We start from the raw sequence: 16302 nt of genomic DNA on the forward strand, positions 1-16302 counted from the left end.
CATGCGTCTCGTCTTCGCAGGCACACCCGCCGCCGCCATACCCACCCTGCGCACGCTCGCGCTCTCGCACGAGATCGTCGCGGTCATCACACGTCCTGACGCACCGCAGGGGCGCAAACGCGTACTGACGCCGTCGCCGGTCGCTGAAGCCGCTGCAGAGCTGGGGCTGCCGCTGATCAAGGCAGCGCGGCTGGATGAGGAGGCGACCGGTCGGATCGCGGCGCTCAGGCCGGACCTCGGCATCATCGTGGCGTACGGCGGTCTCGTGCGCGAGCCGCTGCTGTCCACACCGGAGCACGGCTGGATCAATCTGCATTTCTCGATGCTGCCCGCCTGGCGCGGAGCAGCACCGGTGCAGCGTGCGCTGATCGCGGGCGACGCCGAGCTCGGAGCGAGCGTGTTCCAGCTCGTCGCCGCCTTGGACGCCGGTGACGTCTTCGCATCCAGGATCGTCCCGGTGCCGACGGACGCCACCGCCGATGTCGCCCTCGAGGTGCTCGCCGATGACGGCGCCGCTCTTACAGTGGAGGTCGTCGACGGTATCGAGCGCGGCACAGCGGTCGCGGTGCCCCAGGAGGGCGAGGTGTCGCTGGCGCCGAAGCTCACGCTCGAGGACGGCCTGCTGGACTGGACGCTCCCGGTGGAGGCACTCCACGCGCGATTCCGGGGAGTGACACCTGAGCCTGGTGCGCACACGACGATCGGCGGTCTGCAGGTCAAGGTGCTCGAGGCCCGTCCGGCCGACGGCGCCGACCCCCTGGCACCGGGCGAGATCGTCGCGACCAAGCAGGCGCTGCTGATCGGTACTGGCACCGGCCCGTTCGAGGTCCGCAGAGTGCAACCTGCTGGTAAGGCGCCGATGAGTGCGACCGACTGGTGGCGCGGGTTCCGGGGCCGCGCAGCGATCGGCGACGACACGATCAGGGCCGGCGCATGAGCGGCGAGAACCGGCGCGAGCGCAGCGAGAGTGCGAGGAGCAGCGGTCCTGCACGTCGGCAGTCCTCGACCCAGCCGCAGCGCGCGACGCGGAGCACCCGCACCGTGCAGCCGGCACGTCGCGTCGCCTACGACGTGCTGCGCGCGGTGAGCGGTTCTGACGCGTACGCGAATCTTCTTCTGCCCTCAGCGATCGCCGACGCAGCTCTGAATCCGCAGGATGCTGCTCTCGCGACCGAATTGACCTATGGCACGCTTCGCCGTCGCGGCACGTACGACGCCATCATCGCTTCCGCGGCTGGTCGGCCCATCGACGACATCGATGAAGCTGTCCTCGACGCACTGCGGCTGGCGACGCATCAACTGCTCGCAACACGCGTCGCCTCGCACGCGGCCGTCAACGAATCAGTGAATCTGGTGGCGGCCGAACTCGGCAGAGGACCCTCAGGGTTCGCGAACGCCGTGCTGCGAAGGATCTCCCGCGACACGCCGGGTCAGTGGCAGGAGCGCATCGAACGTGAAGCGCGCTCCGACGATGAACGCCTCGGACTGCGCACGGCGCATCCGGTCTGGATCATCCGCGCGCTGCGCCGCGCCCTTGCCGCCGAGAATCGCGAGGAGGAGCTCGAGGCCCTCCTCGAAGCCGACAACGCCTCACCCGAGGTCACGCTGGTCGCTCTGCCGGGATTGGCGGAGCGCGGCACTCCCGCCAGACCTTACGCGCCCACCGCGTTCGGCTCCCCGGGGGGAGATCCGAACACGATCATCACCGCATCCGACGGCGCGATACGTGTGCAGGACGAGGGATCGCAGCTCGTGGCACTCGCTCTCGCGGGCGCCGCACCGATCACGGCGGGGGAGCAGTGGCTCGATCTCTGCGCCGGTCCCGGCGGCAAGACCGCGCTGCTCGCTGCGATCGCTCGGCAGCACGATGTGACGCTGGAGGCGAACGAGGTCGTGCCCACTCGTGCGCGCCTCGTGCGAAACGCGCTGAAAGCGGTGCCAGGAGAGGTCACCGTGCATGAGGAGGACGGACGCGGGCTCACTGCGGCGAACCGAGGGCGTTACGACCGCATCCTCGTCGACGCGCCGTGTACCGGTCTCGGCGCGCTGCGCAGGCGGCCGGAGGCACGCTGGCGCAAGACCCCGGCCGACGTCGCCGACCTCGTGCCGTTGCAGGAACAGCTGCTGTCGGGAGCGCTCGACGCCCTCGCACCGGGTGGCATCGTCGCGTACGTGACCTGCTCGCCGCATCTCGCCGAGACATCCGGCGTGGTGAGCGAGGTGCTGCGAACGCGTGACGATGTGATCGAACTCGATGCTGCCGCCGTGCTGTCCGACCTTGCACAGAACCCGATCGATCTCGCCGCCGACGGCAGCATGCGCGTGCAGCTGTGGCCTCACCGCCACGGCACCGACGCCATGTTCCTCGCATTGCTCCAGCGCAGCGGTGCATCCGAATCCATCACGCACACCGAGACGGGAGAATGACCAGATGAGTCTTCCTGCGGCTCCCCGCATAAACCCCAGCGTCCTGGCTGCCGATTTCGTCAACATGCAGTCGGACCTCGCGCGCATCGCTGCGGCCGACTTCGCGCACGTCGACGTCATGGACAACCACTTCGTGCCGAACCTCACCTTCGGCCCGCAGATGGTCGAGCGCATCCAGGCGACGAGTCCGATACCGCTCGACGTGCACCTGATGATCACGGATCCCGATCGCTGGGCCCCGGAGTATGCCGAACTCGGCGCCGCGAGCGTCACGTTCCACCTCGAGGCGGCAGACGACCCCGTCGCCCTCGCGCGTCGGCTGCGATCGATCGGCGCACGAGCCGGTGTCGCGCTGAAACCGGGCACCGGCGGCGAGAGCCTCTACGATCTGTTCGACGAGTTCGATCAGATCCTCGTGATGACCGTAGAACCCGGCTTCGGCGGTCAGGGCTTCATGGTCGAGACCATGCCGAAACTGCGTGCACTCGCGGATGAGGCTCGACGCCGGGGATCCGACGTGTGGTTCCAGGTCGACGGCGGGATCACCGACGACACCATCGCCCAGGCGGCGCACGCCGGGGCCGACACCTTCGTCGCCGGATCAGCCGTCTACGGCGCCGTCGACATCGAGGCCGCCATCGCTGGGCTTCGAGAGCGCGCGCGAGCCGCTAGCCTTGAATCGTGAAGACTTTCGACGAGCTGTTCGCTGAGCTCAGTGCCAAGGCCGAGACCCGCCCTGCCGGTTCCGGCACCGTCGCTGAACTCGACGGCGGCGTGCACACGATCGGGAAGAAGATCGTGGAGGAGGCCGCAGAAGTGTGGATGGCCTCGGAGTACGAGTCCGACGCCGAAGCGGCAGAGGAGATCTCTCAGCTGCTCTATCACGTGCAGGTGATGATGATCGCGAAGGGGCTCAGCCTCGAGGATGTCTACCGACATCTCTGATGCGCTTCGTCCCCTTCCTCTGATCTGAAAGCTCCCCATGCTGCGCATCGCTGTTCCGAACAAGGGCTCGCTCGCCGAGACCGCCGCCGAGATGCTCGCGGAGGCCGGCTACGCCGGACGCCGCGACTCCAAGACCCTGCACGTCATCGACGCCCAGAACGACGTCGAGTTCTTCTTCCTCCGCCCTCGCGACATCGCGACCTACGTGGCATCCGGCGCGCTCGACGTCGGCATCACAGGCCGCGATCTGCTGCGCGATGCGCCAGAGCAGGCCCGTGAAGTGCAGGCGCTCGGCTTCGCCCGCTCCACCTTCCGCTTCGCCGCACCCGCCGGCCGATACAGCACGATCCAGGATCTCGCCGGCGTACGAGTCGCATCGGCGTACCCGGCGCTCGTCGACGCCTTCCTGCGCGAGCACGGCGTCGAAGCGACGTTGGTGCCGCTGGACGGTGCAGTGGAATCCGCCGTTCAACTGGGCGTCGCCGACGCCATCGCCGACGTCGTGGAGACCGGCACCACGCTGCGTCAGGCCGGACTCGAGATCTTCGGCCCGGTCATCATCGAATCCGAGGCCGTTCTCATCAGCCGCCCTGGCGACGCCGACGGTACAGAGCGACTGCTTCGTCGCCTGCGCGGCGTCATCGTGGCACGCCGCTACGTGCTGCTCGATTACGACCTCCCCGTCGAGCTCATCGATCAGGCGACTGCCATCGCTTCCGGCCGCGAATCTCCGACCATCTCGCCGTTGCAGGACCCGAAGTGGGTCGCGGTCAGGGTGATGCTGCCGCGCTCGGGCATCAACCAGGTGATGGACGACCTCTACGCGATCGGTGCTCGCGCGCTGCTCGTGACCGCCATCCACGCCGCGAGATTGTGATCGGGGGACTCTGATGACGCTGACCAGTCGGGTGATCCCGTGCCTCGATGTCGCAGCAGGACGCGTCGTCAAGGGCGTGAACTTCGAGAACCTGCGCGACATGGGTGATCCGGTCGAACTGGCAGCGCACTACGCCGCCCAGGGCGCGGACGAGATCACGTTCCTCGACGTCACGGCAACGGTCGATGCACGCGCCACCACGTACGACGTCGTGCAGCGCACCGCAGAGCACGTCTTCGTGCCGCTGACCGTCGGCGGGGGAGTGCGCGGCGTCGAAGACGTCGCCCGCCTGCAGGGAGTCGGCGCCGACAAGGTGGGTGTGAACTCCGCCGCGATCGCACGGCCCGAGCTCATCGGTGAGATCGCCGATCGCTTCGGCGCCCAGGTGCTGGTGCTCTCACTCGACGTCAAGCGCGCGCCGACCACCGCATCCGGTTTCGTCGTCACGACCCACGGCGGACGCACGGAGACCGCGCTGGACGCCGTGGAGTGGGCCCGTGAAGCGATCGAGCGCGGAGCGGGCGAGCTTCTTGTCAACTCGATCGATGCAGACGGCACACGCGACGGCTTCGATCTCGAACTCGTCCGCCTGATGCGCGAGGTGTCCTCTGTACCGGTGATCGCCTCCGGCGGAGCCGGCGCCGTGACCGATTTCGCACCCGCGATCCACGCCGGTGCCGATGCGGTGCTCGCCGCGAGCGTCTTCCACTCCGGCGCACTGACCGTCGGCGAGGTCAAGGATGCGATGAGCGCAGAAGGGATCCTGGTGAGATGACAGATCTGGAGACCCGCATCGCGCAGGTCGATTGGAACGCTGACGGGCTCGCGCCGGCGATCGTGCAGCAGTGGGACACCCGTGAGGTGCTGATGCTCGCGTGGGTGGATGCCGAGGCTCTGCGCCGTACGCTCACGACAGGCCGCGTCACCTACTGGTCGCGCTCACGTCAGGAGTACTGGCGCAAGGGCGACACGTCGGGAAACATCCAGCGCATCCACGAGGCGCGACTGGACTGCGACGGAGATGCCATCCTGCTGCTCGTGGACCAGCACGGCCCCGCCTGCCACACCGGCACTCGTACCTGCTTCGATTCCGCCGATCTCGAGGCCGTCGACGGCCTCGCCGCGCGGGAGAAGGATCAAGGCGACGCCGAATGAAGTTCCTCCGCCGTGGGCGCAGCACCGCCGTCATCGCGTTCCTGCTCGCGGGCGCCGTCGGCATCATCTCCTCCACACAGACCTGGCTGAGCGTCGTTCGTGCGGATGCGGGGGAGCCGATCCTCGTCCCTGGTGCGGATGCGCTGGCGCTGCTCGCTCCGCTGAGTCTCGCCGTGCTGGCTCTCGGAGCCGCTCTGGCGCTCGTCGGACGCACACTCCGTTACGTGTTCGCGACACTGGCACTGCTCGCCGGCGCGTTGCTGACCTGGTGGACCGCCGAGATCGTGTTCACCGCGCCGGTGTCAGCCGTCGCGGCGACGGTGACCGAGACCACAGGACTTGCCGGCGGCACGGCCGTGACCGATGTGATCGAATCCATCACTCCTACGTTCTGGCCGGTGCTGGCGTTGATCGGTTGGGTGCTGCTCATCGCAGCGTCGGCTTTCACGATCCTGACGGCCAATCGCTGGAAGAGCGGCGGACGGCGTTTCCGCACCGACTCCACAGCCCACGACGAGGCCGAAGGGCCCGTCGACGCGATCGATTCCTGGGACGACCTGTCACGCGGCACGGATCCGACCCGGTGACCCCGATAGACTGAGATCGCTTTGCCAACGACCGCTTCGGAGGAGACCATGACCAACCCGATCGCTGACCCCGGCCACGGACACTCACCTGCGGCGTGGACCGCTGTGGTGGTCATGCTGTTCGGCTTCACAGCCGGCACGGTCGCCTTCTGCTTCGAGCAGCCCCTGCTGGTCTGGATCTCCGTCGGCATCATCGTCATCGGTCTGCTCCTCGGCTGGATCCTGACCAAGGCCGGTTACGGCGTGAGGGGCCCCAAGTACTCGCCGAAGGGCCACTAATGGTGCTCGCCGACCTGACGGCCGGCGCAGTCGAAGACGCCGAACGCCGTGCGCAGTCCCGTCCGCTCGCGGAGGTCGAGAAGGCCGCTCTTGCTCGTCCGGCAGCCAAGGACGCGCGTGCGGCCCTCGCTCCTGCCGCGACCGTGAAGATCATCGCAGAGGTCAAGCGCGCGAGTCCGTCGCGCGGTGCCCTCGCCGAGATCCCCGATCCGGCACACCAGGCCGCGCTCTACGAGACCGGCGGCGCGTCTGCGATCAGCGTGCTCACGGAGGAACGGCGATTCGGAGGAAGCCTCGCCGATCTCGAGGCCGTCACCGCCCGAGTCGCGCTCCCTGTGCTGCGCAAGGACTTCATCGCGACGCCCTACCAGGTGCTCGAGGCACGCGCCGCGGGCGCCGACCTCGCCCTCCTGATCGTCGCCGGTCTCGAACCGAAGGTTCTGCGCGACCTGTTCGCGTTGATCAACGACCTCGGCATGACCCCGCTCGTCGAAACCCACTCTGCAGACGAGCTGGAGGCGGCGATCGACCTCGGGGCACCGTTGATCGGTGTGAACGCGCGCGATCTGAAGACCCTGGAACTCGACCGCGACCTGTTCAGCAGACTTGTCGATCGAATCCCGTCAGATGCCGTGAAGATCGCCGAATCGGCTGTGCTCACCCCGGCTGACGTCGCCCACTACCGTTCGGCGGGAGCCGATGTCGTGCTGATCGGGGAGGCGCTGGTCACCGGCGACCCTGTCGCGACTCTCAAGCGCTTCCTGGAGGTGGATGCATGAGCTTGCGAGAGCAGCCAGGGCCGTTCTTCGGCGAGTTCGGCGGTCGCTACATGCCGGAGTCGCTGATCGCGGCGATCGATGAGCTGACCGTGGCCTACGAGCAGGCGATCGCCGATCCGGAGTTCCGGGCTGAGCTCGCGCGACTGCTCAGCTCGTACGCCGGACGACCGTCCGCACTCACGGAAGTCCAGCGCTTCGCCGAGCATGCCGGGGGAGCGCGAGTGTTCCTCAAGCGCGAGGATCTCAACCACACCGGCAGCCACAAGATCAACAACGTGCTGGGACAGGCGCTGCTCACGAAGCGCCTCGGCAAGTCCAGGGTCATCGCCGAGACCGGCGCCGGACAACACGGCGTCGCCACCGCCACAGCAGCAGCGCTCTTCGGTCTGGACTGCACCATCTACATGGGCGAGGTCGATACCGAACGCCAGGCTCTGAACGTCGCGCGCATGCGGCTTCTCGGCGCCGAGGTCGTCCCTGTCACCACTGGTTCGCGCACGCTGAAGGACGCCATCAACGACGCCTATCGCGACTGGGTGGCCACGGTCGAGTCCACGAACTACATCTTCGGGACAGCCGCCGGACCTCATCCCTTCCCTGCCATGGTTCGCGACTTCCAGAAGATCATCGGCGAAGAAGCGCGTCAGCAGTTGCTCGATGAGACGGGCAGACTTCCTGACGCCGTCATCGCATGCGTCGGCGGAGGCTCCAACGCGATCGGCATGTTCGATGCGTTCCTCGACGACGCAGACGTGCAGCTGTACGGTGTGGAGGCCGCCGGCGACGGCGTGGACACCGAGAAGCACGCCGCGTCCATCGAGCGCGGTCGCCCCGGCGTGCTGCACGGTGCGAAGACCTACGTCCTCCAGGACGAGGACGGACAGACCGTCGAGTCGCATTCGATCTCGGCCGGTCTCGACTACCCGGGTGTCGGCCCGGAGCACTCGTGGCTCTCTGACATCGGTCGAGCGCAGTACATCCCCGCCACCGACGATGAGGCGATGCAGGCGCTGCGCCTGTTGAGCCGCACCGAGGGCATCATCCCCGCCATCGAGTCCGCCCACGCTCTCGCCGGCGCATTGCGCATCGGCAGGCAGCTCGGCCCTGATGCCATCCTCGCGGTGTGCCTCTCCGGTCGCGGCGACAAGGACATGGACACTGCCGCGCGTTACTTCGACCTCTACGATCGCGAGGCGGCTGAGCGGGATGCCGCAGAGAAGGAAGCCGTGACGCAGTCAGCAGCGGATGCGGCGGCAGGACGATGAGCCGCGTCGAGGCCGCGATCCAGACGGCGCACGACGAAGGCCGCGGTGCTTTCATCGGCTATCTGCCTGTCGGGTTCCCCGATCTGCAGACCAGCATCAAGGCGGCCATCACGCTCGCCGAGAACGGCGTCGACGTCATCGAACTCGGCCCGCCGTACAGCGACCCGGTGATGGACGGACTGGTGATCCAGGAAGCCACTCAGGCCGCCCTCGCCGCCGGGTTCCGCATGCGGGACCTGTTCACGGCCGTACGGGAGATCACCGCGGCCACCGATGTTCCCGTCGTCGTCATGACGTACTGGAACCCGGTGATGCAGTACGGCATAGACCGCTACGCCGACGATCTGCTCGCCGCAGGCGGCGCAGGGCTGATCACTCCTGACATCACCCCGGATGCTGCTGCAGAGTGGATCGCCGCGAGTGAGCGCACCGGTCTCGATCGCATTTTCCTCGCTGCCCCGACCTCGACGGACGAGCGCCTCGATCTGGTCGTCGAGTCATCGACGGGCTTCATCTACACCGTGTCCACCATGGGCATCACCGGTGAGCGCGCAGAGCTCGACCAGGCCGCGCGCACGCTCGTCGCACGGCTCCGCGCCCGCGGCGCGCACCGCGCCTGTGTGGGCATCGGCGTCTCCACGGCGGATCAGATCGCCGGTATCGTCGAGTACGCCGACGGCGCCATCGTCGGCACGGCGCTGGTCAGGGCCCTCCGTGACGGAGGCCTCGACGCGCTCGCTGAGATCACCAGAACACTCGCTGCGGGCACCCCGTCCGCAGTCACCTCACACGAGAACTAGAATCGCACTCATGTCCCTCGCGCTTCACACCGCCATCAGCGGCGTGCTCACCAGCATCCCGAGCCCTCCGGTCAGCTATTTCGATCTCGGGCCGCTGCGGATCCACTTCTACGCGCTCTGCATCATCGCGGGCATCATCGCCGCCACGCTGCTGACGAATCACCGCCTCACCAAGCGCGGGGCAGAGCCCTGGATCGTGATCGACATCGCGATCCTCGCCGTGCCGCTCGCGATCATCGGCGCGCGCATCTTCCACGTGCTCACGCACCCGAACTTCTACTTCGGCGAGGGCAAGAACACCTGGAACCCGTTCGAACCGGGCTCCGTATGGGCGATCTGGGAGGGCGGGATCGCGATCTTCGGCGCTCTTCTCGGTGGTGCTGTCGGCGCATACCTCGGCTGCAAGTGGACTGGTATCCGCTTCTGGACGTTCGCCGACGCCCTGGCTCCGGGTCTTCTGCTGGCCCAGGCGATGGGCCGCTTCGGCAACTGGTTCAACCACGAGCTCTTCGGTCTGCCGACCGACCTGCCGTGGGGACTGGAGATCGAGTCCGACAACGTCGCGTTCCCTCCGGGGCTGGCTGAGGGAACGCTCTTTCATCCGACGTTCCTCTACGAGGTCATCTGGAACGGCCTCGGAGTGCTGTTCCTGCTCTGGATCGGCCGTCGCCTGCAGTTGCAGTGGGGCAAGCTCTTCGCCGTGTACCTGATCTGGTACAGCGCAGGGCGCGTGCTCTGGGAGTCGATCCGCATCGACCCGAGCGAGATCATCCTCGGACTGCGCAGCAATGTGTGGGCCTCGATCCTCGGCGTGGTCGTGGGCATCGTCATCCTGATCGTGCAGACGCGCAGGCACACCGGTCGCGAGGCCGGCCCGTACGTTCCTGGTCGCTCGCGGAAGGACGCCGACGCTGATGTAGAATCGCAGAACATCATCGATGACTTCGTCGACGTGAGCGAGCCTCCGGTCGAAGTCACCGCCGGAGCCACCGCCACAAGCACTGCTCCCGCGAGCGAGGACAGCTCCCGATAAGCCTCCTCGTCGAGTGAGGAATCCACTGCATTGAACGAGCGGGCCGACGTCGTCCCCGGTGTCACTTGATTACCTGAGGACGGTAACCAATGTACTTCCAGCCTCCGTACGGTGCCTCCGGCGCCTACCCCCCGAAGCAGGGCATGTACAACCCGGCATTCGAGAAGGATGCCTGCGGCCTCGCCATGGTCGCGACCCTGCGGGGCACAGCCGGACACGACATCATCCAGCTGGCACTTGAAGCCCTGCGAAACCTTGAGCACCGCGGTGCGATCGGCTCGGATGCCGGCACCGGAGACGGCGCGGGCATCCTCACCCAGATGCCAGACCAGTTCCTGCGTGAAGTCACCGCTTTCGAACTGCCCGATGCCGGCCATTACGCCGCCGGGCTCGCGTTCCTCCCGCTGCAGGCCACTGAGCGCCGCACGCAGAAGGCCGGCGTCGAGAAGATCGCCCGCGAAGAAGGACTCACCGTCCTCGGCTGGCGCGTCGTCCCCACGGCCAATGAGAATCTCGGCAAGCTCGCCGATGAGGCCCGCCCCGCGTTCGAGCAGCTCTTCGTCGCCTCGGCTCCCGGCCAGGAGGCTCTTTCCGGTATCGCGCTGGACCGGGTGGCCTACCGTCTTCGCAAGCGCGCAGGTCACGAGATCGGCGCGTACTTCGTGTCGCTGTCCAGCCGCACGCTCGGCTACAAGGGCATGGTCACCACTCTGCAGCTCGAGCCGTTCTACCCTGACCTGCAGGATGAGCGGTTCACCTCGGAGCTCGCTGTCGTCCACTCGCGTTATTCGACCAACACCTTCCCGTCCTGGCCGCTCGCGCAACCACTGCGGATGCTGGCGCACAACGGCGAGATCAACACGGTCGGCGGGAACCGCAACTGGATGCGGGCCCGTCAGTCGCAGTTGGAGTCCGAGCTGCTGGGCGACGTGCGACCGCTGCTGCCGATCTGCACCCCCGGTGCCAGCGACTCCGCCTCGTTCGACGAGGTTCTCGAGCTGCTCACACTGACCGGTCGCAGCCTGCCGCACGCCATCATGATGATGGTGCCGGAGGCGTACGAGAAGCAGGCCGACATCACGCCGGAGCTTCGCGCGTTCTACGAGTACCACTCGAATCAGATGGAGCCGTGGGACGGACCGGCCGCCCTCATCTTCACAGACGGCACACTCGTCGGCGCGACACTGGACCGCAACGGACTGCGTCCCGGCCGCTGGACGGAGACCACTGACGGTCTCGTGGTCATCGGCTCGGAGACCGGAGTGCTCGAGTTCGCGCCGGAGCGCATCAAGCGCCGTGGACGCCTGCAGCCGGGCAAGATGTTCCTCGTCGACACATCCGCCGGTCGCATCGTCGAAGACGATGAGATCAAGCACGACCTCGCGACACTGCACCCGTGGCAGAAGTGGCTCGATGACGGCGCTGTGCGCCTCGCCGATCTGCCGGAGCGCGAGCACATCGTGCACCCGCCGGCATCCATCACCCGTCGCCAGCGCACCTTCGGCTACACCGAGGAGGAGGTGCGCATCCTGTTGACACCGATGGGGCAGAACGGCGTCGAGCCGCTCGGCGCCATGGGCTCCGACACTCCCATCGCGGTGCTCAGCGAGCGCCCTCGACTGCTGTTCGACTACTTCACGCAGCAGTTCGCGCAGGTCACGAACCCGCCTCTGGACTCCATCCGTGAAGAGGTCGTCACCAGCCTGAAGTCCGGCCTCGGTCCTGAGCGGAACCTGCTCAGCTGGGGTCCGGAGCACACCCGGACGGTGACGCTCGACTTCCCGGTGATCGACAACGACGAGCTCGCGAAGATCCGTCACATCGACAAGGCGCTCGAAGGGCGCTCCTCCGTGACGATCCGCGGTCTGTACCACTTCGACGCCGGCGCGCACACTATGCAGGAGCGTCTCGAGGAGATGTGCGCAGAGGTTGATGAGGCCATCGCCGACGGTGCGGAGTTCATCATCCTGTCCGACCGCGACTCCAACAAGGATCTCGTTCCGATCCCCTCACTGCTCATGGTCTCAGCGATCCACCATCACCTCATCCGGCGTGAGAACCGCATGAAGGTCGGGCTGATCGTCGAAGCCGGTGATGTCCGCGAGGTGCACCATGTCGCGACGCTGATCGGCTACGGCGCCTCCGCCGTGAATCCCTACCTCGCGATGGAGACCGTCGAGCATCTCGTGCGCACCGGTTTCATCACCGGCATCACACCTGAGAAGGCCGTCAAGAACCTGATCTACGCGCTTGGCAAGGGCGTACTCAAGATCATGTCGAAGATGGGCATCTCGACCGTGTCTTCGTACGCCGGCGCCCAGGTGTTCGAGGCCGTCGGACTCAGCCAGAAGCTGATCGACGCGTACTTCACCGGCACGGAGACCAAGCTCGGCGGCATCGACATCGAGGACGTCTTCGCCGAGAACCAGGCGCGTCACGACTACGCCTACCCCGAGGATGCCGCGGCACGGGCCCACGAGCGTCTCTGGACCGGCGGCGAGTACCAATGGCGCCGCGACGGGGCTCCGCACCTGTTCAACCCTGAGACGGTGTTCCGTCTGCAGCATTCGACGCGCAACCGCCGCTACGACATCTTCCGCGAGTACACGAAGCTCGTCGACGATCAGGCGGCGGAGCTGAAGACCCTGCGCGGACTCTTCAACCTCCGCACCGGCGCCCGCCCGCCCGTTCCGCTCGACGAGGTCGAGCCGGTGAGCGCGATCGTCACGCGCTTCTCCACCGGCGCCATGAGCTACGGATCCATCTCCCGCGAAGCGCACGAGACGCTCGCGATCGCGATGAACAGCATCGGCGGCAAGTCGAACACCGGTGAGGGTGGAGAAGACGTCGATCGCCTGCTCGACCCGCAGCGCCGCAGCTCGATCAAGCAGGTCGCCTCCGGCCGCTTCGGCGTCACGAGCCTGTACCTGACCGAATCGGATGACATCCAGATCAAGCTCGCCCAGGGTGCGAAGCCGGGGGAGGGCGGCCAGTTGCCGCCGACCAAGGTCTACCCGTGGGTGGCACGCACGCGTCACGCGACGGCCGGCGTCGGACTGATCTCGCCGCCACCGCATCACGACATCTACTCGATCGAAGACCTCAAGCAACTCATCTTCGACCTCAAGCGCGCGAACCCCTCCGCCCGCATCCACACGAAGCTCGTCAGCCAGTCCGGAATCGGCGCTGTCTCGGCGGGTGTGGCGAAGGCGCTCAGCGACGTGATCCTGGTCTCAGGCCACGACGGCGGAACCGGCGCGAGCCCGCTGAACTCGCTCAAGCACGCGGGCACCCCGTGGGAGCTCGGTCTCGCCGAGACCCAGCAGACGCTCATGCTCAACGGCATGCGCGACCGCGTCGTGGTGCAGGTCGACGGCCAGCTCAAGACCGGTCGCGACGTCATCATCGGCGCCCTACTAGGAGCGGAGGAGTTCGGCTTCGCGACGGCTCCGCTCGTCGTCAGCGGCTGCATCATGATGCGCGTCTGCCATCTGGACACGTGCCCGGTCGGCGTCGCGACGCAGAACCCGGCATTGCGCGAGCGGTTCACGGGCAAGCCGGAGTTCGTGGTCAACTTCATGGAGTTCATCGCCGAAGAGGTGCGTGAGATCCTCGCCGAACTCGGTTTCCGGTCTCTCGACGAGATCATCGGCCGCGCCGACCTCATCGAGGCGAATGCGGCGATCGAGCACTGGAAGACCGACGGACTCGACCTCTCACCCGTGCTGGAGGGCCCGGTGTTCCCGGCCTCCGAGCCGCGTCGCAGCGGTCGCGCGCAGGAGCACGAACTCGACAAGCACTTCGATGTTCCGCTCATCGAGATGGCTCAGAGCACGCTCAACGACATGGCTCCGACCATCGTGGAGCTGCCCATCCGCAACACGGAGCGCGCAGTCGGCACGATGCTCGGCCACGAGGTCACCTCTCGGTTCGGCGAGGCTGGCCTGGCCCGCGAGACGATCGATGTCACGCTGCACGGCACCGCCGGTCAGTCGCTCGGGGCATTCCTGCCCTCCGGGATCGTGCTACGCCTCGAGGGCGATGCGAACGACTACGTCGGCAAGGGCCTCTCCGGCGGCGACATCACGATTCGGCCGTCGCGCGGCTCGAACATCGCGCCGCATGAGAACGTCATCGCCGGCAATGTGATCGGTTACGGCGCGACGTCGGGCACGATGTTCATCTCCGGCGTGGTCGGCGAGCGGTTCCTGGTGCGCAACTCGGGCGCGACCGCCGTCGTCGAGGGCGTCGGCGATCACGCTCTGGAATACATGACAGGCGGGCTCGCCGTGATCCTCGGATCGACCGGTCGCAACCTCGGAGCGGGCATGTCCGGTGGTGTCGCGTACGTGCACGCGCTCTCCACGGAGAAGGTGAATCTGCAGTCCCGCGAGAGCGGTGAGCTGCGGTTGGAGATATTGGATCGCGCGGACCTCGAGGTGCTGCGCAGTCTGCTCGTCGAGCACGTGGAGCGCACTGCCTCTCCACTCGCGGCGGGCATGCTGGAGGACTTCGAGACCGTCGCATCCGAGTTCGTGAAGGTGCTGCCGCGCGATTACGCGGCGGTGCAGACAATGCGTCAGGAGGCGGAGGCAGACGGGCTCGACCCGGATGGCGACGTCGTCTGGAGCCGGATCCTGGAGGTGACCGGTGGCTGATCCCAAGGGCTTCTTGAAAGTCACGGAGCGCGAGCTTCCCGCTCGCCGTCCTGTTCCCGTGCGCATCATGGACTGGAAAGAGGTCTATGAACCCGGAGACAAGGCCGTCCTTCGCCGTCAGGCCGGACGCTGCATGGACTGCGGCGTGCCGTTCTGCCACCAGGGATGTCCTCTGGGCAATCTCATCCCGGAATGGAACGACCTCACCTGGCGAGGCGAGGATCGCTCTGCGATCGAGCGTCTGCACGCCACGAACAACTTCCCGGAGTTCACCGGCCGGCTGTGCCCCGCGCCCTGCGAGAGCGCGTGCGTGCTGGGTATCAACCAGCCGGCGGTGACCATCAAGCAGGTCGAGGTCTCGATCATCGACGAGGCCTTCTCCAAGGGCTGGGTCGAACCGCAGCCACCGGAGCGCCTCACCGGCAAGACGGTGGCGGTCGTCGGCTCCGGCCCCGCCGGACTCGCCGCCGCGCAGCAGCTCACCCGCGCAGGGCACACCGTCGCGGTGTTCGAGCGTGACGACCGCATCGGCGGACTGCTGCGTTATGGCATCCCCGACTTCAAGATGGAGAAGAGCCACCTCGAGTCCCGTCTGCGACAGATGCAGGAGGAGGGCACGCGCTTCCGCGCCGGTGTCGAGATCGGCAAGGACATCACGTGGGCCGATCTTCGCACGCGCTACGACGCGGTCGTGATCGCCACCGGCTCGACCGTGCCGCGCGACCTGACGATCCCCGGACGCGATCTGGACGGCGTACATTTCGCCATGGAATACCTCGTGGAGTCCAACCACGCGGTCGCGGGCGATGTCGTCCACAACCAGATCACCGCTGAGGGCAAGCATGTCATCGTCATCGGCGGCGGCGACACCGGTGCAGACTGCATCGGCACGGCGCACCGTCAGGGCGCGTTGAGCGTCACGAACCTCGCCATCGGTGTGCAGCCCGGTGCCGATCGACCCGATCATCAGCCATGGCCGATGATGCCGACGGTCTTCGAGGTCTCTTCCGCACACGAAGAAGGCGGCGAGCGTCACTACCTGGCGTCGACCGTGGAGTTCCTGTCGAACGACGCCGGTGAGGTGCGCGCGCTGCGTGTGGCCGAGACCGAGTACGTCGACGGCCGGCGTGTGCCCAAGAGCGGCACCGAGCGGGAGATCCCGGCCGACCTCGTGCTGATCGCGATGGGATTCACCGGCCCCGAGCAGGACGGCTTCACCGAGGACATGCGTCCCGAGACCACCGACCGTGGTGCGTTCGGGCGTGACGGCTCCTACGAGACCACCGTCCCCGGCGTCTTCGTCGCCGGCGACGCCGGCCGCGGACAGTCGCTCATCGTATGGGCGATCGCAGAGGGCCGTGCCGCTGCCGCCGGTGTGGATCGTTTCCTGATGGGGGACACGGTGCTTCCGGCACCGGTGCGCCCCACGGATGTCGCGATCGGCCTCCAGCCCGCGTAGGCTGGCGGAGGCATCGTCGCCAGTTCTGTTTCCCCCCA

15 protein-coding genes are annotated in these 16302 nt (G+C 67.1%); all 15 read left to right on the top strand.

Annotation, left to right across the window (positions count from 1 at the left end):
• The first annotated feature begins 1 nt into the window (after window position 1).
• The 15 genes from fmt (at window position 2) to ACP7AR_RS04490 (ending at window position 16264) form a co-directional block, all read left to right on the top strand.
• Entirely contained in the window at window positions 2-937 is a 936-nt protein-coding gene (fmt, locus tag ACP7AR_RS04420) for a methionyl-tRNA formyltransferase (protein ID WP_426183171.1), read from the top strand.
• Window positions 934-2427 (top strand): RsmB/NOP family class I SAM-dependent RNA methyltransferase, encoded by a 1494-nt coding sequence (locus tag ACP7AR_RS04425; RefSeq protein WP_426183173.1) that lies wholly within the window; start codon window positions 934-936, stop codon window positions 2425-2427. Before fmt ends, ACP7AR_RS04425 begins: the two co-directional genes overlap by 4 nt.
• 4 nt (window positions 2428-2431) lie before the next feature.
• The gene (gene rpe / locus ACP7AR_RS04430; protein WP_426183175.1) at window positions 2432-3112 is read left to right on the top strand and encodes a ribulose-phosphate 3-epimerase; all 681 of its coding nucleotides are present in this window, start codon (window positions 2432-2434) and stop codon (window positions 3110-3112) included.
• Window positions 3109-3372, top strand: coding sequence for a phosphoribosyl-ATP diphosphatase (locus ACP7AR_RS04435; protein ID WP_033107061.1), 264 nt, complete (start codon window positions 3109-3111; stop codon window positions 3370-3372). Before rpe ends, ACP7AR_RS04435 begins: the two co-directional genes overlap by 4 nt.
• A 37-nt stretch (window positions 3373-3409) precedes the next feature.
• On the top strand, window positions 3410-4249 hold the full coding sequence (hisG, locus tag ACP7AR_RS04440; RefSeq protein WP_426183177.1) for an ATP phosphoribosyltransferase: 840 nt from the start codon (window positions 3410-3412) through the stop codon (window positions 4247-4249).
• A 13-nt stretch (window positions 4250-4262) separates the two neighbouring features.
• On the top strand, window positions 4263-5024 hold the full coding sequence (gene hisF, locus ACP7AR_RS04445) for an imidazole glycerol phosphate synthase subunit HisF (RefSeq protein ID WP_426183179.1): 762 nt from the start codon (window positions 4263-4265) through the stop codon (window positions 5022-5024).
• Window positions 5021-5404 (top strand): phosphoribosyl-AMP cyclohydrolase, encoded by a 384-nt coding sequence (hisI, locus tag ACP7AR_RS04450; RefSeq protein WP_426183181.1) that lies wholly within the window; start codon window positions 5021-5023, stop codon window positions 5402-5404. The genes hisF and hisI overlap by 4 nt, the downstream gene beginning before the upstream one ends.
• Window positions 5401-5991 carry a Trp biosynthesis-associated membrane protein gene (locus ACP7AR_RS04455; protein WP_426183183.1) on the top strand — a complete coding sequence of 197 codons (591 nt, stop codon included), beginning with the start codon at window positions 5401-5403 and terminating at the stop codon, window positions 5989-5991. The genes hisI and ACP7AR_RS04455 overlap by 4 nt, the downstream gene beginning before the upstream one ends.
• Before the next feature lie 48 nt (window positions 5992-6039).
• On the top strand, window positions 6040-6270 hold the full coding sequence (locus ACP7AR_RS04460; RefSeq protein ID WP_426183185.1) for an HGxxPAAW family protein: 231 nt from the start codon (window positions 6040-6042) through the stop codon (window positions 6268-6270).
• A gap of 2 nt (window positions 6271-6272) precedes the next feature.
• Window positions 6273-7049 carry an indole-3-glycerol phosphate synthase TrpC gene (gene trpC / locus ACP7AR_RS04465; protein WP_426187628.1) on the top strand — a complete coding sequence of 259 codons (777 nt, stop codon included), beginning with the start codon at window positions 6273-6275 and terminating at the stop codon, window positions 7047-7049.
• Window positions 7046-8314, top strand: a complete 1269-nt coding sequence (gene trpB, locus ACP7AR_RS04470; RefSeq protein WP_426183187.1) for a tryptophan synthase subunit beta — start codon at window positions 7046-7048, stop codon at window positions 8312-8314. The genes trpC and trpB overlap by 4 nt, the downstream gene beginning before the upstream one ends.
• On the top strand, window positions 8311-9114 hold the full coding sequence (trpA, locus tag ACP7AR_RS04475; protein ID WP_426183189.1) for a tryptophan synthase subunit alpha: 804 nt from the start codon (window positions 8311-8313) through the stop codon (window positions 9112-9114). The genes trpB and trpA overlap by 4 nt, the downstream gene beginning before the upstream one ends.
• Before the next feature lie 10 nt (window positions 9115-9124).
• Window positions 9125-10147, top strand: a complete 1023-nt coding sequence (gene lgt / locus ACP7AR_RS04480; RefSeq protein ID WP_426183191.1) for a prolipoprotein diacylglyceryl transferase — start codon at window positions 9125-9127, stop codon at window positions 10145-10147.
• Between the two features lie 89 nt (window positions 10148-10236).
• Window positions 10237-14805, top strand: coding sequence for a glutamate synthase large subunit (gene gltB, locus ACP7AR_RS04485; RefSeq protein WP_426183193.1), 4569 nt, complete (start codon window positions 10237-10239; stop codon window positions 14803-14805).
• The gene (locus ACP7AR_RS04490) at window positions 14798-16264 is read left to right on the top strand and encodes a glutamate synthase subunit beta (RefSeq protein ID WP_426183195.1); all 1467 of its coding nucleotides are present in this window, start codon (window positions 14798-14800) and stop codon (window positions 16262-16264) included. The genes gltB and ACP7AR_RS04490 overlap by 8 nt, the downstream gene beginning before the upstream one ends.
• Window positions 16265-16302 lie beyond the last annotated feature (38 nt).

This window comes from Microbacterium sp. TWP3-1-2b2 (assembly GCF_049896145.1).
Taxonomy (GTDB): domain Bacteria; phylum Actinomycetota; class Actinomycetes; order Actinomycetales; family Microbacteriaceae; genus Microbacterium.